General features: G+C 42.6%; 17 protein-coding genes. 1 reads left to right on the plus strand and 16 read right to left on the minus strand.

Features of this window, described 5'->3' with window-relative positions:
• Positions 1–8: 8 nt before the first annotated feature.
• From POV27_RS17180 to cyoE, 8 genes are all read right to left on the minus strand, one after another.
• Entirely contained in the window at positions 9–239 is a 231-nt protein-coding gene (locus tag POV27_RS17180) for a hypothetical protein (RefSeq protein WP_272864025.1), read from the minus strand.
• A 1-nt stretch (position 240) separates the two neighbouring features.
• Positions 241–768: a DUF420 domain-containing protein gene (locus POV27_RS17185; protein ID WP_272864026.1), complete on the minus strand. Its 528-nt coding sequence runs from the start codon at positions 766–768 to the stop codon at positions 241–243.
• Positions 769–1,395, minus strand: coding sequence for an SCO family protein (locus tag POV27_RS17190; protein WP_272864027.1), 627 nt, complete (start codon positions 1,393–1,395; stop codon positions 769–771).
• Positions 1,396–1,402: 7 nt separating this feature from the next.
• On the minus strand, positions 1,403–2,077 hold the full coding sequence (locus POV27_RS17195; RefSeq protein ID WP_272864028.1) for a hypothetical protein: 675 nt from the start codon (positions 2,075–2,077) through the stop codon (positions 1,403–1,405).
• A 128-nt stretch (positions 2,078–2,205) separates the two neighbouring features.
• Complete coding sequence (locus POV27_RS17200) at positions 2,206–2,589, minus strand: cytochrome C oxidase subunit IV family protein (protein WP_272864029.1); 384 nt, start codon at positions 2,587–2,589, stop codon at positions 2,206–2,208.
• Positions 2,590–2,608: 19 nt separating this feature from the next.
• Entirely contained in the window at positions 2,609–3,685 is a 1,077-nt protein-coding gene (locus tag POV27_RS17205) for a cytochrome c oxidase subunit 3 (protein ID WP_272864030.1), read from the minus strand.
• 44 nt (positions 3,686–3,729) lie between these two features.
• On the minus strand, positions 3,730–4,317 hold the full coding sequence (locus POV27_RS17210) for a cytochrome c oxidase subunit 3 (protein ID WP_272864031.1): 588 nt from the start codon (positions 4,315–4,317) through the stop codon (positions 3,730–3,732).
• Positions 4,317–5,213: a heme o synthase gene (gene cyoE, locus POV27_RS17215; RefSeq protein ID WP_336375844.1), complete on the minus strand. Its 897-nt coding sequence runs from the start codon at positions 5,211–5,213 to the stop codon at positions 4,317–4,319. The genes POV27_RS17210 and cyoE overlap by 1 nt, the downstream gene beginning before the upstream one ends.
• Positions 5,214–5,342: 129 nt before the next feature.
• Here cyoE and POV27_RS17220 point away from each other — a divergent pair, with 129 nt between their 5' ends.
• Positions 5,343–6,353, plus strand: a complete 1,011-nt coding sequence (locus tag POV27_RS17220; RefSeq protein ID WP_272864032.1) for an MBL fold metallo-hydrolase — start codon at positions 5,343–5,345, stop codon at positions 6,351–6,353.
• A gap of 18 nt (positions 6,354–6,371) precedes the next feature.
• Here POV27_RS17220 and POV27_RS17225 read toward each other — a convergent pair whose 3' ends face one another.
• The 8 genes from POV27_RS17225 to POV27_RS17260 all read right to left on the minus strand — a co-directional run bounded on the left by POV27_RS17225 (position 6,372) and on the right by POV27_RS17260 (position 21,435).
• Complete coding sequence (locus POV27_RS17225; RefSeq protein ID WP_272864033.1) at positions 6,372–8,480, minus strand: gliding motility protein RemB; 2,109 nt, start codon at positions 8,478–8,480, stop codon at positions 6,372–6,374.
• Positions 8,481–8,572: 92 nt separating this feature from the next.
• Positions 8,573–9,376 (minus strand): energy transducer TonB, encoded by an 804-nt coding sequence (locus POV27_RS17230; RefSeq protein WP_272864034.1) that lies wholly within the window; start codon positions 9,374–9,376, stop codon positions 8,573–8,575.
• A gap of 110 nt (positions 9,377–9,486) precedes the next feature.
• Positions 9,487–10,209, minus strand: coding sequence for an energy transducer TonB (locus POV27_RS17235; RefSeq protein ID WP_272864035.1), 723 nt, complete (start codon positions 10,207–10,209; stop codon positions 9,487–9,489).
• A gap of 60 nt (positions 10,210–10,269) precedes the next feature.
• A complete protein-coding gene (locus POV27_RS17240; RefSeq protein ID WP_272864036.1) occupies positions 10,270–10,668 on the minus strand; it encodes a VanZ family protein in 399 nt (132 codons plus the stop codon).
• The gene (gene gcvH, locus POV27_RS17245) at positions 10,634–11,014 is read right to left on the minus strand and encodes a glycine cleavage system protein GcvH (protein ID WP_272864037.1); all 381 of its coding nucleotides are present in this window, start codon (positions 11,012–11,014) and stop codon (positions 10,634–10,636) included. Before gcvH ends, POV27_RS17240 begins: the two co-directional genes overlap by 35 nt.
• 28 nt (positions 11,015–11,042) lie before the next feature.
• On the minus strand, positions 11,043–18,416 hold the full coding sequence (sov, locus tag POV27_RS17250; RefSeq protein ID WP_272864038.1) for a T9SS outer membrane translocon Sov/SprA: 7,374 nt from the start codon (positions 18,414–18,416) through the stop codon (positions 11,043–11,045).
• 54 nt (positions 18,417–18,470) lie between these two features.
• On the minus strand, positions 18,471–19,052 hold the full coding sequence (ruvA, locus tag POV27_RS17255; RefSeq protein WP_272864039.1) for a Holliday junction branch migration protein RuvA: 582 nt from the start codon (positions 19,050–19,052) through the stop codon (positions 18,471–18,473).
• 79 nt (positions 19,053–19,131) lie between these two features.
• Positions 19,132–21,435, minus strand: coding sequence for an NADP-dependent malic enzyme (locus POV27_RS17260; RefSeq protein WP_272864040.1), 2,304 nt, complete (start codon positions 21,433–21,435; stop codon positions 19,132–19,134).
• Between the last annotated feature and the right edge of the window lie 22 nt (positions 21,436–21,457).

The raw sequence follows: 21,457 nt of genomic DNA on the forward strand, positions 1-21,457 counted from the left end.
AGGAAATGTTAATTTTCTTCTTGGTGCGCTTTTTTCCGCATTCGGTAGATAACATAACCCACGGTTCCTATAAGTAAATAGGGGAATAACATAAGGTAGGCGATCCCGTCATTTATACCTTTAGCGGCATGCCCACCCTCTTCAGATTCCAATACCGCACGGCACATGGCACACTGTGCTTCCGCTGGAAGGGAACACAACAAAACAAGAATAGCAAGGACGACGGCCGATCGTTTCATATTAATAGTAAGGTGAAATCATTAGATATACGATCACTCCCGTTACGGCCACATAAAGCCAAATGGGAAAAGTAATTTTCGCAATCTTCTTATGCTTTTGAAAATTTCCGGTCAAAGCCCTAACATAGGTAATCAACACAAACGGAATGACTCCAACGGATAAAAGGATATGGCTAATTAGGATTACATAGTATACATATTTAATAGCCCCTTCCCCTCCAAAAGGCGTAGATTCTGAAGTCATGTGATAGGCAACGTACATTCCCAAGAACAATACGGAAAGCAAGATACAGAACTTCATCATACGTTCATGAGCCACTCGGTTTCCTTTTTTGATCTGAACCACAGCCAAAATTAGCAGCAACGCTGTTAAACCATTAATGCTTGCATAGATGGGAGGCAAAAAGGTAAGGGGTTCTACATTGGGTATCTTAATCCCAAACAATGCAGCAACAACCAAGGGGATGGCAATGGAGAGTATCCATATCCAAGTATTGTATTTCTTTGTCGAAGTTTGAGCCTGTTCCATCTATTTTAAAAGTTGTTTAATGTCCTCAATAAGCATCTGGATCCCTTCGGTTTCCAATCCGTCGTAATAAATAATAGGATTATTATTATCGTCGTAACGGGACCTTATGTTTCCTTCTTTATCGATCAAGGCAAAATATCCACTATGTTCAAAACCTCCAACATCTTCGGACGCCTCACCTACATATAAATTAAATCCTTCGTTGGCCAATTTGAAAATAGCCTCTTTCTCTCCTGTAAGCATATGCCAATTGGGATTGGTAACCCCATAGCTTTCAGCATACTTACCCAATACCTCTGGGGTGTCGTATTCTGGATCTATAGTAAAGGAGGCAATTCCCAGATTGGGGTTCCCGTAAAATTCGTTCTGAATCTTTACCATGTTCTGATTCATGATCGGGCAAATAGACGGACAGGTAGTAAAGAAGAATTCAACCAAATAGACCTTGCCTTCATAATCAGCATTGGAAATGGTTTTTCCTCTGTGGCTGGTAAAACTGAAATCGGCTACCTTTCCGATCGTTGCCATTTCTGTACCACCAGACATGCGATCCACGATCTTGGGTACGGCCCAAATCCCGAACAACAATATGATAAACGATATGCCTACGTATGAATAGTTCTTCATAAATACATCACTTTAAATGGGTGTCCCGAAATTCATCTTTCCTGTCGGCCTTATACTTTTTTAGGGCCAATCTGTACTCCGCCAAAACGATTTTGATGTCGTCGTCCATCTTATTATTTATCTCGGCATAATCGCTAGCATTAAAGCCGTACATGATCCCATAATCTTCATCGTCGGTTCTGCCGCGAAGGTTCCTTTCCTTGTCTATAATAAAAACAGTGTTGGTCTGCAGTGAAGGAGTAAGCACGGAATTGCTCTTTAGGGAAGCGAAAACTTTTTGCATGTCGGCTTCTGTCCCGATGGCAAATCGCCAATTTTTTGGATTCTCTATTTCGGTAAGCTTTTCCTTAACCTGAAGGGCGGCCTCTTTCTGATCTTCTGAAATGAGCGCTACGAACTGAAATTCGCTAAACTGGTAGTTCTTTTTGTAGATCTTATGGGCCAGGTTAAAGGCATTTGCTTTCTTTCCTTCTACATCATTTCCGAAGAACATCAAAACCGTAATCCTATCTTTTAATTGAAGTGGTTTTCCGTCCAAGCTTTTAAAATCGGACAGTTCGTGCACACCGTACGTAAGAGTGGGTAGCTTTACAAAGTTGTTTTTGCCAGTGGCAAAGAACAGATAAACCGTGATGGGGAGAACAAATAGAATTCCGAGAACAATGAACTTTTTAACCTGCACGAAATAATTTTTTGCAAAAATACGACCCAAACACAGGCTGGGCAATTTTATATCAGTTTTTTAACTAGAAAAGGCGCATAAAAAAACCCTGTCACGGACAGGGTTTCATATATTTTGATGGCATTCAATTAGAAATTGAATTTCACATAATTCGATTTGTACACCTCATAGATATAATCCCCTTCAATTAAAAGGATTAGGATAAGGTAACAGATAAGGAATACTGCCGTCCATACTACCGATCTTCTCAATCCCATCAGCTCATCACGCATGTGCATGAAGTCCCAAGTAATATAGTATGCTTTTACTAGGGTAAGGATGATGAAGATCCAGTTAAGGTACTTCATGGCTAGGAAGCGTTCCTGAATTAAAAACTCCGGTTTTACAATACCCAAATAAACTTCGATGGCAGTAACAAAGCATAGGAAAAAGAAAACTCCCCAAATCTTTGTTACGTTGGATTTAAACTTCCAAAGCCCTCTAAATATTTCTAATTTATGTTCGTGTCCCATTTGTTTTTTTGTTCAAAGATTAAACCAGATAGAAGAAGGTGAATACGAATACCCAAACCAAATCTACAAAGTGCCAATAGAGTCCTACTTTTTCTACCATCTCATAACTCTTTCTCTTTTCGTAGGTTCCAATAATTACGTTGAAGAAGATGATGATATTAATAACTACTCCCGAGAATACGTGGAATCCGTGGAATCCAGTAATGAAGAAGAAGAAGTTAGCGAATAGAGGGTGACCGTACTCATTGTGTTTTAAGTTGGCCCCTTGTACTACCAATTTCCCATCGGCTTTCAACTTCGCCAATCCTACTTCACGACTGTAAATGGCTTTTTCTCCGGGTTTATCTAAGTTAATATATTCTCTTTCCAATCGGGTAATTTCGGCAGCGACCTTAGGGTTATTTTCGGCCTTCTCCCTTAATTTCTCCATGTTCGGCACCAACTCCTGGGAGCGGATCAACAAATTAGGATTTGCCTCGAACCCTTTCAGCACCTCTTGATAACTAACAGTCGTTTGGGTTTCTGGTTCCTGAACATACCAAATTCCATTTTTCTCTTCATGAGTCCCTCTTTCCGTGGGAATAGCGATCGCAAAATCGGTTACCGATGCGCGTTCACCATCTGTATCCAAGAACTGAAGAATCTTTCCTCCTTTGGTTTCTACTGCTCCATAATCCCCTTTAATGAAGGTCGCCCATTCCCAAGCTTGGGAACCAACGAAAACAGCACCTCCAATAATGGTGAAGAACATATACCATATCACTTTCTTCTTCTGCATTCTGTGCCCTGCATCTACCGCAAGTACCATCGTTACAGAAGAGAAGATAAGTACCAAGGTCATGAAAGCTACATAGTACATAGGTGCAGGAACACCGTGCAAGAAAGGAACGTGGGTAAATACCTCATCCGCAATAGGCCAAGCATCTATGAACTTAAATCTGGAAAATCCGTAAGCGGCAATAAAGCCGGAAAAGGTCAATGCATCCGATACAATGAAAAACCACATCATCAGCTTTCCGTAGCTGGCATTGAGTGGACGGTTTCCTCCGCCCCAAGTTTTTCCTTCTGTACCTGTTTTAGCAACAGTAGCTTCCATATAAAGAATTTGGTTTATTTAGTGTGCAAAAATAAGTATAATTTTTATCTAACGAAATAGAAAAACAAAAAGAGATACACCCACAAAAAGTCGATGAAATGCCAAAATGTAGCAGCTAGTTCTATACCAAGGGTTTTCCCGTTTTTGTACTTCTGTTTAAAATGATTATAAATTACGACCAAGAGCGCTATCAACCCAGCAACGACGTGGGCAATATGCACTACAGCGATAATGTAAATGAAACTTCCTTTAATGTTACTCGTTTTACCCGTAAAATTGACTCCCAAATCATTAATCATTTGAACAAACCCTTGAAATTGGAACCAAATGAACAATACCCCAAGGGCAAAAGTGGCACAAAGCAGTGCCATTCCCGTACCGGATTGTTCCTTTTGCACCAATTTCTTGGCGAAATGCATGGTAACACTACTCAACACAATGACAATTAAACTCCAGTAGAACGCTTGGGGAAGCTCGAGATCCTGTAACCAATCCCTTCTGTTCTTACTCACGATATAGGCACTGGTAAATCCGGCAAAGCTCATTCCCAAACTCACCATCCCAAACCAAAGCATCATCTTTTTGGCCCTACGGTGTTTCAATTCTTCAGTTCCTTCGGTATAATCTTTCATTAACGAATAAATTTATCGGCAACATAAATAATCTGCAACAGGGTGATATAGCTCACACTCACCAACATTAACTGGCGAGCCGCTTTGTCGGTCTTTTGGCGGTACAAGCGAAAGGCATAATAGATAAGCCAAATACCCAACCCAAGTATAATAACCCCAGAAACAGGCGTAAGATATAATCTTCCCGTCACTCCCGCTACCGGAATGAGCGAAGCCAAAACGGTCCAGATACAATACAAGATAACTTGAATGGCGGTCCCTCTATCCCTTTTTCCATTGGGCAACATAAAGAACCCTCCCTTTTCATAATCATCGAAAAGGAACCAGCCTATTGCCCAGAAATGAGGAAATTGCCAGAAAAACTGAACCATAAACAGCGTTCCCGGTTCAATTCCAAAATCATTCGTAGCGGCAACCCATCCTAGCATAAAGGGGATAGCTCCGGGAAAGGCCCCCACAAAGACAGAAAGCGGGGTTTTGGTTTTTAACGGGGTATACAAACTCACATACATAAAAATGGAGATGGCCCCAAACATGGCAGTCTTAGGATTAATATAATAGAGGATTGCTATTCCTGCCAGCGTCAATACACTGGCCAATGCAAAGGCGGCGTTCACTTTCATGCGTCCTGCAGGAATAGGCCTGTTCTTGGTCCTGTCCATTAAGGCGTCCAGATCCTTCTCAATGATCTGGTTGTACACATTGGAAGCTCCTACCATGCAGTAACCTCCCAGACACAGTAGCAAAAGCACGTTGAAATCGATTCCATTTTCAACCCCTAAAAGGTATCCGGCTACAGAAGAAAACACCACACTAATGGAAAGTCGCATTTTGGTGATCTCAGTAAAGTTTCTGATTGCTATGGCTGGTATGGATGTAGTCTGTGCTGTGGACAAAAGTGCCTGTTTTTGAAAACGCTGCAAAGATACATCACAACCCCATTTTTCGCAATATATATCTTACATTGTTGGCCTAGTATTTAAGCTATTTTATTAAATTCGCTGATACACTAAAAATAATACCGCATGCGATTTACAATTTTATGGATTTTGGCCCTAGTGGGTTCTTTCGGAATGATGGCACAAAATGTTACGCGCATAAAGGCCAGCGACAGCATCTATATGCTAAAGGGAAAGGGAGGAAACATTGCCGTTAACTTTGGTGACGATGGTGTTTTGGTGATCGATAGCCAATTTGCAGAGGCCACTCCGCAAGTACTTGCTACCATTAGACAGTTAAGCGATAAACCCATTCAATTTTTGGTGAACACCCACCATCATGGAGATCATGTGGGTGGTAATGAAAACTTCAACAAGGAAGGGGCCATTATCTATGCGCACGACAACGTATTAAAGCGGATTCAACAAAAAGATAGACAGGAAGCTTCCAAGGCTGTGGAAAAAGCCTACCAAGATGGATTGGAAAAGGCCCAAAAGGAAAACATGAGCGAAGAAGAGGCAGGGGCAAGTGCCAAACGTTATGCATCGAACATAGAAAAGACCTTTACATTCGACTACATCTCCCCCATGATTACCTTTTCAGAAAATTCCACTTTCTACTACAACGGGGAACAGATTATGCTCATTCATGTGCATAATGCACATACCGATGGGGACACGATGATCTATTTCACAGAAAGTAACGTAATTCACACAGGTGATGCGTACGTTAAAGGCAAGTACCCTTATGTAGACACTAAAAATGGAGGTAGCCTAGATGGTTATATTGCGGGACTTGAAAAAGTAATGCTATTGGCCGATGAGGAGACCGTGATCATCCCTGGACATGGTAGCCTCGCATCCATTAACGATGTGAAGGAGACGCACTCCATGATGAAGTACCTCAAAGACCGGGTAGCTTATTATTATTTAACAGGTAAGACCTTGGAGGAAATCCTTCCCTTAGAAGATGTTGCCAAGACTTTTGACGATAAAGGCTTTGGCGGTGGTTTTATTTCTACCGAAAGCTTTATCAATATGGTGTATGAGGCGGCAAAAAAGAAATACAAAAACAAAAGAGGGAAACCCAATAAATAGACTACACTTTTCTAAGAATTAGAAGTCGTAATACCAATTGAACAAGTCCGTTCTAATCCCGAAGTTCACCCAAGTCGTATTGTTTTGGAACACTGCGCCCGTATCCAATTCTGGACTAAAATCCCTAATGATAAGACTTCCATAAATCTTTAGGTTGGTCGCTGGGTTGATAAGATATCCCGCTTGTATCTCTGCATGGAAGAAATCGGTCGTATTTCCCTGGGCCAATTCGTTTCCGTTATCCGAAATACGATCGTCTTCGGTACCGTAAATGCTTCCCCCATAGAATCGGTCGTCATCGCTAGTATTAAATTCAAAGCCCCGTTTGGCCACGATTACTTTGGCATCCCCAAAGATCCTTCCGTTCTGGTAACGCGCAATCCCAATGAATTCCGAAAAGTTAGCTCCCAAGGTATGGGCCATGGATTGATTGTTATGCCCATAATTTAGCACCACCGTATTGTGGGAATAGGTATAAGGCCTTACTCTATTATACTCTGCCTGAAGATTCAGTCCTTTTAATCCGAAGGCGTCATAATACTTTCCTCCCACTTGATAGCCAATCTTGTTTTTATAACTGCCTTCTCCACCAAAGATGTCCGAAGAGGAGAACTCATCAATAATTAACTGGCTGTACATATTGAAGCGGTTGTTGAATTTGTATTTCGCGCTTAATCCGATAATAGCATTTCCACCGCGAGAACCGGTAGAGAATTCGATGGCACGATAAAAAATCACGGGGTTCAGATAATTGAAGTCGAAGCCCCGATCGTTATCATTTTCCCAGATGACCGATTCGAACAAACCTACATTCAATCGTTTCGTAACGTTAATGCTTAGGTAATGGTTCGCCATATACTTGGTTCGGAAAGAGCCGTCTGCTGTGACCTCACTTCTCACATCCCTTAAGGACATCCAGGTATTGGTATATTTCAATTTCCAAAAGGTCGTATTCAATTTGAAAAAGGGGTAAGGGCTTGCATTGTCACTTAAGAACAATGAACGATATCCATCTCCAATAAAATTCTTTCCATGTCCTAGCTGAAGGTTAAAATGCTCGCTCGGGGAAAAGGAAACATGGCCCGTCGCTATCGGATAATCGTAGGAATCGGTCTTAAATCTTTTGGCAATTCCCCTTCCTGGGATGATAGCAGGGTTCCCGCCATCGGGAGCGCGTGCCTCGGCAAAACGGTTGAAGTAATCTGCAAAGCGTCCCTGACTTTCATACACCACCGCAAAGAAATTGATTTTCTTACCCAATCCTCCTTGCGTATACACCAAACGGGTATTGTTATAGGTATCTATATCGCTATCCGTATCCTTACCCGCCTGCAGGTCTACTCCTGGATCTAACGTAAGCCAGAAGTCCTTTCCTTTTAAGGTTACCATGTGCTCGTTCCACCATTTTCTCCCAAACCAAGTAGATCGGGTTTTGGAAATGGCCGCATTTTCTTCCGCAAAGTTGTAGTACTTGTTTACATCGGCGTACAAAAAAGGTTTTTGCGCCGTATGGTTGTTACTGCCCACCTGATTCAACGCCGGATCGAAAAGCCCATAATTATGGTGCGATAGCGGAATATTAATATAGCTCGTATATTCGTCGTTTTCGTAGGGTAATTTTTCTATGGCATCGTACTCCGGATGCTCTTCGCTTCCTATAACCGCTTTTCTATCTTTTTTGGCGACGGTAGCCGTTTGTGTTGTTTCTACTTGTTCTTCGGCAAAGGTTCCAATAGGCACATTGAAGGTGAAGGTGTATTGCTGGCTCAATACCCGGCCGTTATAAGTTCCCGGTTCAATGATTGGAAAAGTCCCAAACACCCGCTTTACCTCTTCCTTGAGCTCTTCGTAAATGGCATCTATATAGAGCACTTCAAATTTTCCTGTATCGGTTACTTCAAACAGAACACTTACCTCACCTTGGTAGTTGTCTTGAGCAACAATTTCGGGTTCCTGAAAGTTTTCTGAAATGAGCTGTCGTACTTTGTTGTTAAAACACACTTTAAGTGCTCCTACATCTTCACTTTCACAATCGGGAAAAACAGGATACTTTTCGAAAGGGTCCTGCGCCGATACCACTGAACAAAAAAGAAAGGAAAGGATGAGGAGGGCCGGAAATTTCTTCATCGACAAAGGGCGTTTAGTTTGGCGAAAGATACGATTTTTACTATGCCCTTAAAAACAAAACCCGTTTCACTGTGGAAACGGGTTGTGACCTTTTAATATTCGGCTCTAAAGACGATTGGCATTCGGTACATGACCGGAACACTCCTATTTTTATCTTTAGCCGGTTTCATCTGTGGAAGCTTGGACATCACCTTGGTTGCTTCCCCTTCCAAATCCTTCCCTGAAGATCGCGCGAAGATGTTCGCCACATTGCCATTGACATCGATCGTAAATTGCACATTGATACGAAGTGTTTGTCCGGCGTACTTTTCGGAATACTTCTCCGTATCGAATTTTCTTCCCACAAAACCTCTTATCTTGGAAGAGAGGCACTCCAATTGCTCTCTTCTATCGGTTATACCTTCACACCCCGGAAAAACAGGAATCATATCTACATTATTAATTCCGGCAACCATGGGCGTGGTAGGTTCTGCTTTCTTTGTAACAGGAGTTGTAGGAGCCACGGGTGCATCCTTGAGTTCTGAAGAACCCGTATCGGTCTCTACAGTCTTCGCATTGTTATCTACCTCCTTGAATGTAGCCGCCAGTGTCACTTTCTGAATTACAGGACGCTTTTCAACGACGGGTTCCACTTTCTCTGGAATCTTTTCCGGTTCAACGGTATATTCGCCCATGACAAACTCTTCCATTTCAAAGTTGGGTCCCTTATACCCAATCTGTTTAGGTTTGGTTTCCCACTCCATTTCCATGGCTGCAATGGAAAGCAGTAAACTGGCGATGAGACCTATTTGAAAGAAGAGGCCCGAATTCCAGCGAATGTTAATTTGCTTTTTTTGTTCTCTTTTTGAAGGTACCTTTGTTTTGGCACCGTCCGACTTTTTAATAGATGGTAACATAGTGTTTATATTTAAGAGTTATAAAACCTAGTTACACAAGGGTTGTGCCAAAAGGAACCGCCTCCCAATGGGAGGCGGTTTACTTTGTCGTATATCTTAAAAAATACTGTCTAGTTCTCTACTTGGAAAAGAATTGGCAATGCGTACAATACCCCTACTGCTTTTCCACGCTGCTTACCAGGAGTCATCTTAGGTAGTGACTTTACTACTTTGATAGCTTCCTGCTCTAAACGTGGGTGTGGAGCACGTGCTCTTACGTTCACAACATTTCCATTTCTATCTATCTTAAATTGTACGGAGATACGCTGTCTTCCTTCCAATCCAAGGTCGTTAGCCAATTCGGTGTCGAATTTCTTTTGTACAAACTTCTGTACTTTATCCGACATACATTTCTTCTTGGCTTCGTTGTTTCCAGCTTTTTCACAACCAGGATAGATCGGCACATTCTCGATTACCGCGAAAGGTACATCGGCAATTTCTTCCTCTTCTACCTCTTCGATTTCTTCGATCTCAACGATCTCTTCCTCCTGATCGGATTCTGTAGACTCTATAATGGTTTCTTCCACTTCTTCTTCATCCTCTACTACCTCGATAACCTCTGGCGCTGGTGGCGGTGGTGGCGGTGGTGGCGGTGGAGTAATGGTTTGGGTAATTGGGATTTCTTCTTCAAGATCATCACCAACATCCAAAATGTCTCCCGCTAAATTGCTTTTGTCAAATGTCTTGTGTTCAATAACCTGTAAGGAGATAAACATCATTAATGCCAGTCCTGCAAGGAGAAACACGGTATTCCATCGACCCAGGTCTGCTTTCGGATTTTTCTTAGGTTCCATAATAGAGTATTTATGTAGTTGCTAAAATATGTAAAAGGATTTGTTTTTTAAAATGAAAATTTAAGTTTTAAGACTAATTCTTTTTTTCATCATAACGAACACCAAGCAGGCCAGCAAGATACCTACAGCATCGGCTATTGTATCCCATACGTCCGCACTTCGTGATTCAAAAAACCCTCCCTGTAACGCCTCAATTATTATGCCATATAATAGCGCCCAAAATGACACCCAAAACACCCTGTTTTTTCGCAGCCAATGATTCTTCCACGTAATTAAGAGCCACAGGAATGTGAGGATAAAGAAAACCAGTATATGGGCCCACTTATCGCCAAACTCGATTCCCATATCTGGGATGTCCGGAGCGGGCACCATAAACAAAACAGTAAGGATCAGGGTGTAGAGTAGTCCTGAATAAAAAAGGGGCCTAGGCCCCAATAACTTCTTTATAAGCTTGATCATCCAAAAGTTCTTCAAGTTCTTCTGGGTTCGAAATCTTAATCTTGATCATCCAACCTTCTCCATAAGGATCGGAGTTTACCTTTTCGGGTTCCGACTCCAAAGAGTCATTAAATTCTACGACTTCACCGGACAAAGGCATAAAAAGATCGGAAACGGTCTTCACGGCTTCTACCGTACCAAAAACCTCTTCCTTATCTAGGGTTTCATCCAATGTTTCAACTTCAACATATACGATATCTCCCAATTCTCCCTGAGCAAAATCGGTGATTCCAACCGTAGCTACATCACCTTCAATTTTCACCCACTCGTGGTCCTTGGTGTACTTTAATTCTGAGGGTAAGTTCATGAGTGTTTAAATTATCTTAGTTTGTTATTTAGTTTCCAAAATTGTATCGAAGTGTTAATCCACTTCTAATGGTGGTCTGTGGGAATGCTGTAGAAATAGCATACTCCGAGAACGTATGGTCGTAGTAGAACAAGGCCGTTAGGTTTTTGCTCAAGGCATAATCTGCCGAGAATTGCAATCCATAAATAGTCTGTCCTGCCGTTACCTGATTATTGTTAATGTCTAAGTATCGGATAATGGTCTTGTTATCACGAACGGACATATCTAACTTAAAGTTAAGGTCGCTGGTAATGATCTTCTTCTTACCACCAAAATTGGTTCCAATCTTAAGGTCCTTAACTCGGTATCCCAACCCTAGAATGATTTCGTCTCCGATAATTTCCGTAAGGAGGTTGTTAGCAAAACTCAAAGAAAGCGCTCTATCCTTTCTGTACTCCGCCAATATCTTCACAGAGTTCTGCATTTCGAAGTCTACACGAACCAGTGGAGAGAACTGCTCTGTAAGGTTCACGTTGTTCAAGAACGTTTCACTTTTGAAGTTCCCTGCCTGATCCAAGGCTGTAGGATCATTTCTATCAAAATCCAAGTTCGTCTGGAACTGATTTACCGTATACGAGGAACGATATCCATGCTGAATGGAGAATCGCTTAAAGTTCTTTTTGAACCACTTTATATTCATGAGTCCCGTATACTTCAAGTCCCAGTTAGGCATTGGGAAATCCCTGAATAAACCGGTTTTCTCTTTAGAGGCATCACTTCCTTTATATGCCGAAAGGAAGGAAGTCAATAATACATTCTGACTTGTAGGCCCAAATCCAACAGGGAAATTGGTCTCAGGATCGATCGAATACTGATACTCCCCTGGATTTTCGGCCGCAAAATTACGCGCCAAACGATCGGCTACCGTAAATCTATTGTTTCGGAAATCCTCGAACGCATCACTTCCATTCTCATCACTGTTTCCAAAGGCTGTCTTAATAAGCACCGTAGAAATATTGAAGTTACCAAAGGTATTCGGAGTTAAGGAACGATACAGTCCGTCTTCCACAATATAATTCTCGGCATAGTTTTCTGAATAAGCACGGTTACCGTTAATGTCGATCTTAAGGTCGGGGATCAGCTCAATATTGGCTTGATAATCCAACTGTCGACTCTCCACTTCGGTATACTGCTCGTTAAACTCTGGATAAAGGGTTAACCAACCTTTTCGGGCCGCGAGGTCCCTAATCTCCGCCTGACTACCAAACACAAAGCCAGTGGTAGGCTTCAATGTTCCAGCAAAACCAATGGAAGGTGTATAACCCGGTAAGAAAATACCGTTGTTTTCTTGGTAGTTAATTCCCACTTTCTTCACCATAGTAGCCAAGCCAATCAAAGTATTTGCTGCTTTGGCTCCTACACTCAATGAACTGGATGAACTACCAGCATTTTGCCCACCAGTACTTCTATTAATTCTCCCTATTCTGGAAAGCTTATCATTCACTGCTTTTCCAGTTTCAGATTCAGCACTTTCTTCTTTGCCTCCATCTTTACCTCCGCCATCTTTTCCACCACGGCCACCGCCTCGACTGTCTCCGCCACGCTCATTTCCACTACCTGCCCCATTTCTGGCATCACGACCACGTCGTGTACTCTTCTTAATCTTTGTCAACCCAATATAACGATAGAAGTTTTTCATATCGAAGGTAGAGTTGATTCTGTGCGTACTGGCATTCTGAATGGAGTTCCCCAAGTTATATACAATGGGATCTCCATTGTCTTGAGGTATTACAACATTGCTGAAAAGATCACTTCCATCCTGCCATTGGTAATCCCCTTGATAACTATAGGTAGCTCGTATCCACTTTAACCAAGGGAACTTCGCTGTCGGCAAATCGTAATTGATCTGTAACGATTGGAAATGCTGGTTGGGATCTCCAATGTCGAAGAAGCCATCCCAAATACCTACCGAATTATCTGTAATGTAGCTTATACTTCCATCGGCTTGTTGCTCTGGATTAATGTAGTTGGTTACAATTCGGTTGTTAGCCGCATTGAAATTGAAACGCAGCGACTTGGTCAAATTGTAGTTGATCGCGTACTGCCAATCGAACAAGAAGTTACGTTGGTACAAGGTCGGAATACCAATGTTTCCAGGTAATAAATTAAGCTCACGGAACTTCTGCTCGTTGTATTGACGCACAATATTGGAACTTACAGAAATATTAGACGGCAACGGATTAAAGTTCAAATCCTTAAGGAACTGCCAGTATTTACTTCTGAAAATAGAATCGTTTTTCTTGAACGGCTCAATGGATTTTTGAGGGAAGCTATAATCATAGGTAGCTCCTACACGTACATTCTGATCCAGAGATTCTTCAATTTCGAAATCATTATGATCCACTTGATTATAAGAATACGAGAAAGTAAAGTTCTCGATATCGTACGGCATAGGTTTCTTATCTGTAGACGTACGCTCTTTACGAACCCCAATAAAGTTGATACTTTGACGCTTGGTATAATCTACCGCTTGGTCCTTATACGCATCCTTAAGATTTTCGTCCGTCTCATTATCGATACGTGTATCCAATTCTATATCCTGTAATTCAGGGTCGAATTTCGGGGTAATAAATTCTTCTCCAATTCCGTAGTTAAATGGTAGGTTGATTCCCCATTTCTTCGGTAATAATTGACCTAAGTTGAAGTTGGTTACCACATCGTACAAACGGGTATCTTCTAGACTACGTTGATTCGGTCCTTGGTCTATAGAACCAAATCCGATAGTACTAATACTTCCTGTTGCACTTACATTGGCGAAATCGGCAAGGTTGGCATCTACATTGGCTACAGCAGCCCATCCACCTTTATTGTCCAATTCGGAAAGACGCAATTCGTTAAACCATGCTTCTCCACAAATGTTAGAATTGGTACGATTACGAAGACCAATCATGATGACACGTACATTTCCGAAACTTGGATTTCCTTTAATACCGAATCTAAATTTAGGATCGGCATCAATAACTCCTTCGTCTGCATAACGTACACCAGCCGCATCGGCGGGCATCAATCCATCTTGGGTAGAACTTACGGCAATACTCTTCAGTTCCTGAAGTGCCGATAATGGGAACTCCATACGGTTATCACTTGGCCAAACAATTTCGGCATCTGCATCGGTCGGGTTCGGTAAATTAGGTGAAACCTTCAACGGCATTTCAATTTCGTAGAAACTGGTGTTCAAGTCGGTTCCCAATCGGATGAATGCATGCATCTCATCATCTGCCAAACCAAACCCCGATTCTTCATCGGCTTCGGCATGAATGAACATCTCCAAGTTTTTATACTGACGCATATCCACATTAAAGTTCTTGTACACTGCACGGGCATCGTCTGGCTCTAATTCGCAAACGCGAAGTGCCAAAGATTGTTCATCCTGACGGATGATGTTATTATTTTGATTCAATTCCTCACGGAATACCCCTGGAGGAATTACATAATTACTGTTCTGAATAATACCAACCGCTTCGTTTTCGAAAGTGGTGTTATCGTTCTCGTTAGGTTCCAGATTATTCGCCACATCCAAAGAACCAGCATAACGTCTATAGTCACCGCGGAATAGCTCAAGGGTTCCCAAACGAAGTACTGTGGGCTGCTCAAATTCAGACACGAACATACGCATGAAACGGATCGATCTAAAGTCGGCAATACCATTCACCGCTTGAGTCGGTTCATTCAACGGAATACGGAACTGAATCCAACGTACTGGAATTTCATCGTTAGTTTGGGTGGTTACCTGAATTTCCTTAACATCGGTTACATACTGCGTATTATCGGCGTTCATTCCCGGCACTAAGTCAATCTCGTACTGGAAGTAACTATCTACCGTGTTCATGGTATTGTCACGGTTCACATCCTCCACATCGGGCTGGGCATTGTTACCACGATCTGTATTACTTACAGCCTCAGGAGAGTTACCATCCGTACCATTATAACGACGGTAACGATTCAAAATAGAACCGTCTGCTTGAAGGAAATACTGATAGTTATCACGAGCTGGATCTTCTCCAGCGAATCGCGATACAATAGCATTCACATTTGGGAATGCACTGGTGGCCTCAAAGGCATCACTCTTTCCATCGAATCCAACATCCTGATTGGTTCGCTCTTCCCCTAAGGTACTAAAGGTATAGATGAGCGATTGGTTAAGCGGCACTTTAGCGACATTGGTCTCTAAGGTATTTAACGTACCTCCGTCTTCTGGTAATCCGTTCTCATATTGCTTACGACCATCTTTCAGGATATCCTCGGAAACATTACCAAGGTTGAAGGTTAATTTTCCACCCTGATTGGTTCCGGTTTCATCGTAAATAAATGGATCCATTAACCAGAACTGAATGTACTCCACATTAGAGCGCTCAAAATCGGTAGTGGTTAATTGACGCATGATCCCACCAAAGTTTCTTTCCGGGTTTTGAAGCGTATTCAAATCACCCAAATTACTTTCGGTAGATCGGTAGTTATAAGGTCCCCTTTCGTTCGGGTAGTATGCCAAGTCTAAGGTAAATAAAGCTTGCGTCTGCCCCTGAATCAAATCCTGATCTGGGAAGATTTCGTCTCGGAATACCCTTCTGGTGAACGGAGAAGAAAGATCCGTATCCGTTATTCCGTCGGGACGCTGCCCGCTATAGAAAACAGGGTCGATTGTATACCAGTTTAACAAGGCACGACGGTCGTTAGAACCAATCGCATCTACAGGAACTTCTTCTACACCATTGTCTGCTATGCGTCCAAATCCGTTAGGTACACTGGAAAGCGTCCAAGTAAGCGGTGCACTAATATCAATAGCGGTTTGTGCCGCTTCGAAATCATCGATATACGAGGTGGTTTTTCCATCGAAATCGGAAACCCTAGGTGCTCCAGGTAGTAGGTAAGCTGCTTCTGCTCTTACGGCTACATTAGAAGCAACATCGGTGTCGATGTTTGGTAATTTGTTTACCAATCGGGTTAGGAAAGGAACTTCAGTAGAATACTGAAGGTTCAATCCAAACATGGTATTGTTGATAGGCTCTGTATTGAAAGCCGACTTTTGGGTAAGTGGGCGTTCGTTCAAATTCAAGAAAGTACCTCCCAATTGGAAGTTGTTACTGAATCTGTGTTGCACATCGAACCCAGTAAATCTTCGGGTTTGCTGTCCGAACAACGTATTGTTCTCCGTGGTAATATTAATAGGAGTATTCGAATTTTGAAGTGCTGGGTCTAAGATCTGAACACGTCCTAACTGATAGTTTACGGTATAATCTACTCCCTCTACAAGGGTTCTTCCTCCAGCCGTAACGGTTACAGATCCTGGTGGAATGTTAAAGGCTCCAATCGGAATTCCATCGGATCCCGTGGATTTATACGTTCCTCGTAATTGGAATTTGTTCTTATCACTGTCTTCCTGCTCTGCCACAATCTTCGTAGAACGGTACATCGTTCTAAATACATACTTGGCTTGGTTGGCGTTGTAACTGGAAGGTATATCATAGTCCTGACCTCCTCCGGGCGCATCCAGCTTATTAAATAAGAACTCCCCGAATGGCTCAACACTGGTAAAGATGATACGTCCATTTTGCTGATCGACCGTAATGCCGGGATAGAAATCGAAGAAACCGTCTCCCCCGTCTTGTGGGTCATTGTTAAAGTTCAATTGATCTACATTGAACAGTCGTAATAGCACTTCATCGGTAAGCACCTCATCGGGAATATCACCGGGAATTTCTTCCACTGGGAAACCATCACTTCCATCGGCAGGTGTAATGTAGTTTAATGGAGAAGGGTCTGTATACAATATATTCAATCGGAAATCTTCTTGTTCCAATTGGAAAGCACCGATAGGATAGATGTTTTTCATCATGATATCCCAAACTGGCTCATTTACATTGGTGATATTACTTTTTAGAAGTTTTACTACCAAGTTTTGCGGGATCCCGATTTCGTTCTGATCCGGGTCTGGATCAGGATCTGGAATTCCGCCAGGAAGTGGTCCTCCCGTGGCATCTACACCATCGGTAGAAAACTCCCCTACTTGGAACACCCTTCCGTTAACAGTGAACTGGAAAGCCACCCCTAATACCTCATCATTGTTAAGGCGCTGGTTTAGGGAGATATATCCTAATTGGGAATTCAGTTGATATTCATTGGTCTGTAGTCTTCTTGCGTTTTCCAAGGTCACATAATCGATCCCATCGGCCACCTGAACCCCGCTAAAACCATTGGAAACACTAGCGATGTCACGGATCTGCTCCGTAAGAATACTTTGCTCACTGGCATTGTCAATTCCAAAAGGGTTGAAGTCGTTATTGCCGTTATCGGGGAAGGCATTACGCGAAGCATTGATAAATCCACCCGGCACATTATTCAAACCAATATTGGAAATATCGGATTCCCCAATATCCTGAAGTGCGACAATATTACGCACATCGTTGGTCGTATTGTTTCGGTTGGTAATCCAAACTTCGATACGGGTAATCTGAACGTTGGAATTAATGAAAGGATACTGTTGCAATACGCGATCGTAGTTATCCCTAAAGTAATGCGAAAGGAAGAAGTGACGGTTTTCGTCATAGTCCAAAGCAAATAGTTCGTATTCTGTAACGGTCGCTCCTCCTTCGGCCACTACCGAACGGGTTTCCGATCGTTGTTCCGAAAATACTCCGGTAATGGTGGTCTTACCAAATTGCAATTCGGTCTTTACCCCAAAAAGACTCTGCGCTCCCTGAATTAGGGAACTATTCAATGGCATACTTACGTTACCCACTTCAATCTTCTGAATGATATCATCCTCGGTAGGGGTATACTCCAATTTGATGATATTCTGAAAGTCGAAGGTAGACTGCGTATCGTAATTCGCTGTTACCTGAAGTCGTTCTCCCACTTTACCCAATAAACTTAGACTAATTCTCTGATCGAAATCGAAAGAAAGATTACTTCGGTTTCGCGGGGAGAAGGATGGGTTATCCTGTTTCGTGTACAGTATCCCCAAGTCCATTTCTACGGTACCTTGAGGAATTACTTCGATGGTATTTCCGCCAAATACGCTTTCAAAAAAGCTGGAGTTAACGTAAAAAGTAGGTAGTAAATTCTTTTGAGCTTCTTCGGCCCCGTCCTTACGACCATCGGCTGCGTCTATCTTTTCTTTGAAGTACGCCTTCATTTGCTCCTTCATCACCAATTCCTGGTATTCTTCGGGCGTTAGGATTACAGGGTAAGAAATATTGATGTCGCCCAAGGTACGCGTTAAGATGTAACGCTCCGTAATGGGGTCGTACGTGTACAGATTTTGGATGCTATTGGGGTCGGGAAGATCCAAACGGCCCATGGTAGAGCCTGTAGCTGTGGTATCCTGTGAGAATAATTGATTCGTAGTTAGAAGCAATATCCCCAAAATTATAATTTTCGCTAAACTGTATCTCGAATCGTAATGTTTTGTACTCAATTCCTACAAATTTTTTAAGGCCTGTTTAATGATCATTTCCACCGATGCATTTGGATCTTCTTTGATGACCAAATTACAAGCTTTTTCGGCTTGTTTTCTTGCAAAGCCCAAGGTCTCCAATGCAGATAACGCTTCATTCTTATTCGTATTGCTCGAAACGGAAGAAACATCCTCTAAGCCATATACTTTTAAAATCTTATCCTTAATGTCAAGAACTACCCGCTGCGCTGTTTTGGCCCCAATCCCTTTGATGGATTGAATGGTGGCCACGTCTTCGCCGGCGATTGCTTCTTTTACCTGATCTGGACTTAGGGAAGAAAGCATGGTCCTTGCTGTACTTGCCCCAACTCCTGAAACGGAAATTAACAATCTGAATATTTCGCGTTCCAATTGACTGGAAAATCCATACAAAGTATGAGAATCCTCGCGAACCAACAAATGTGTAAACAACTTCACATTTTCGGATTCGGGGAGTTGCGAAAATGTGTGTAACGAAATGTTCAAAAAATAACCCACACCATTGCAGTCTACAACAACACTGGTCGGGTTTTTCTCAACAAGTCTTCCCTGTAAATGGGTAATCATTTGTTAACATCAAGTTAATTGCCCAAATATAGTATAATTATTTGCAAGTGTTAACATCGCAAATATGAAATTAAAACTGTTATTTTTTGCCTTTTTTCGCGGCTTCTTTGGCTCGTTTTTCCTTCTGCTGGGCGTCTACCACGGCGATTGCCGTCATATTTACAATTTCCTCTACGCTAGCGCCTAATTGTAAAATATGGACTGGCTTCTTCATTCCAAGCATAATAGGCCCGATGGACTCCACCCCTTTTTGCTCTTTCAGCGTCTTGTAATTACTGTTGGCAGAATCCAAATTTGGGAAAATGAGGGCATTCACTTTTTTGCCGGCCAACTTGGAAAAAGGGAACTTGCTTTTCATCATTTCCATGTTCAAAGCAAAATCGGTTTGCACTTCTCCATCTACGATCATATCGGGATTGGACTTATGAAGCATAGCTACCGCCTGTCGTACTTTTGCGGCATGTGGATCTTTGGAGGAACCAAAATTGGCATAGGAAATCATAGCAATGACAGGCTCAAGACCAAACATCTTCAACGTATAGTTGGTCATTTGGGCAATATTCGCCAATTCCTTGGCGGTTGGATCAATGTTGATGGAAGAATCCGAAATAAACACAGGCCCTTTTCCGGTAAGCATCAGGTTAGTCGTGGCCACTTTATCCACTCCCTCGAATTTACCAATGGTTTCCAGAACGGGTCGTAACACCGTTGGATAAGCCCGTGCATATCCGGAGATCATCCCATCGGCATCCCCTTCGTTAACCATCATGGCTGCGAAGTAATTCCGTTCACGCATTAATCGTTTGGCGTCGTAATGAGTTACTCCACTGCGCTTGCGTTGTTGCCAATATTGCATGGCGTATTCGTTCCGCTTATCCCGCTGCTCGTCACTCTTAGGATCTAAAATCTCCATTTCTTCTTCGAAATCCAGTTCCCTCATCAATTCTTCGATAACGGCTTTTCTTCCGAGAAGTATAGGAATTGCCACTCCTTCTTCGTGTACAATCTGAGCAGCTTTCAAGACATCCAAATGATCGGCTTCCGCGAATACAATCTTCTTAGGATTGGTTCGCGCACGATCCATAAGCAAGCGTGTAATTTTATTATCGCTTCCCATGCGTTCGCGAAGTTCTTCTTCGTATCGCTCCCAATCTTTAATAGGTTCTGTGGCCACTCCACTTTCCATGGCAGCTTTGGCCACTGCGGGTGGTATCTTCTCGATCAACCGTGGATCGAAAGGCTTAGGGATAATATAGTCGTCCCCAAAGGCCAATTTTGTTTCACTATAGGCAATATTTACTTGTTCCGGCACCGGTTCTTTGGCCAATGCAGCCAACGCTTGCACAGCGGCCATCTTCATCTCTTCGTTAATCTTGGTCGCACGCACATCTAAGGCACCCCTAAAAATGAAAGGGAATCCGAGTACATTGTTCACTTGGTTGGGATGATCGCTTCGCCCCGTAGCCATAATGATATCATCCCTTGTCTTACAGGCCAGTTTATAGCCAATCTCTGGATCGGGATTGGCCATTGCAAAAACGATAGGACGAGCGGCCATGGTGGTAAGCATTTCCGGACTTACGATATCGGCAATGGAAAGCCCCACAAAGACATCGGCATCTTTCATGGCTTCCTTTAAGGTGTCAATCTTTCTGGCTGTAGCGAATTCGGCTTTTTCTTCAGTAAGGGTATCGCGATCCTTTCGGATGACTCCCTTACTATCCAACATCACAATATTTTCGGAACTAGCACCACAGGCTTTGTAAAGGCGCGTACAAGAAACGGCAGCGGCACCCGCACCACTGATCACAATCTTCACCTTAGCGATGTCCTTTTCGGCCAACTCCAAAGCATTCAAAAGCGCGGCAGCAGAAATGATGGCTGTTCCATGCTGATCATCATGCATTACAGGAATATTCAATTCCTCTTTCAGTCTTCTTTCTATTTCAAAAGCTTCGGGCGCTTTAATATCTTCCAAATTAATCCCTCCGAAAGTGGGAGCAATATTCTTCACCGTAGCAATGAACTCATCTACATTTTCGGTGTTCACTTCCACATCGAACACATCGATATCCGCAAAAATCTTGAACAGCAGTCCTTTTCCTTCCATGACCGGTTTGGATGCCTCAGGACCAATATTCCCAAGACCCAATACTGCTGTTCCGTTAGAAATAACAGCTACAAGGTTTCCTTTGTTGGTGTATTTGTAGACATTGTTGGTATCCTTATCTATTTCCAAACAGGGCTCTGCTACCCCGGGAGAGTAGGCCAAGGCCAAATCCCTTTGGGTTGCATATTTCTTGGTGGGAACTACCTGTATCTTACCCGGCTTGGGCTTAGCATGATATAATAGCGCTTCCCGTCTTTTACTTTGCTTACTCATGGAAGTATTTTTAAGACTTACA

It is taken from the genome of Aureisphaera galaxeae (assembly GCF_028561275.1).
Lineage (GTDB): Bacteria > Bacteroidota > Bacteroidia > Flavobacteriales > Flavobacteriaceae > Aureisphaera > Aureisphaera galaxeae.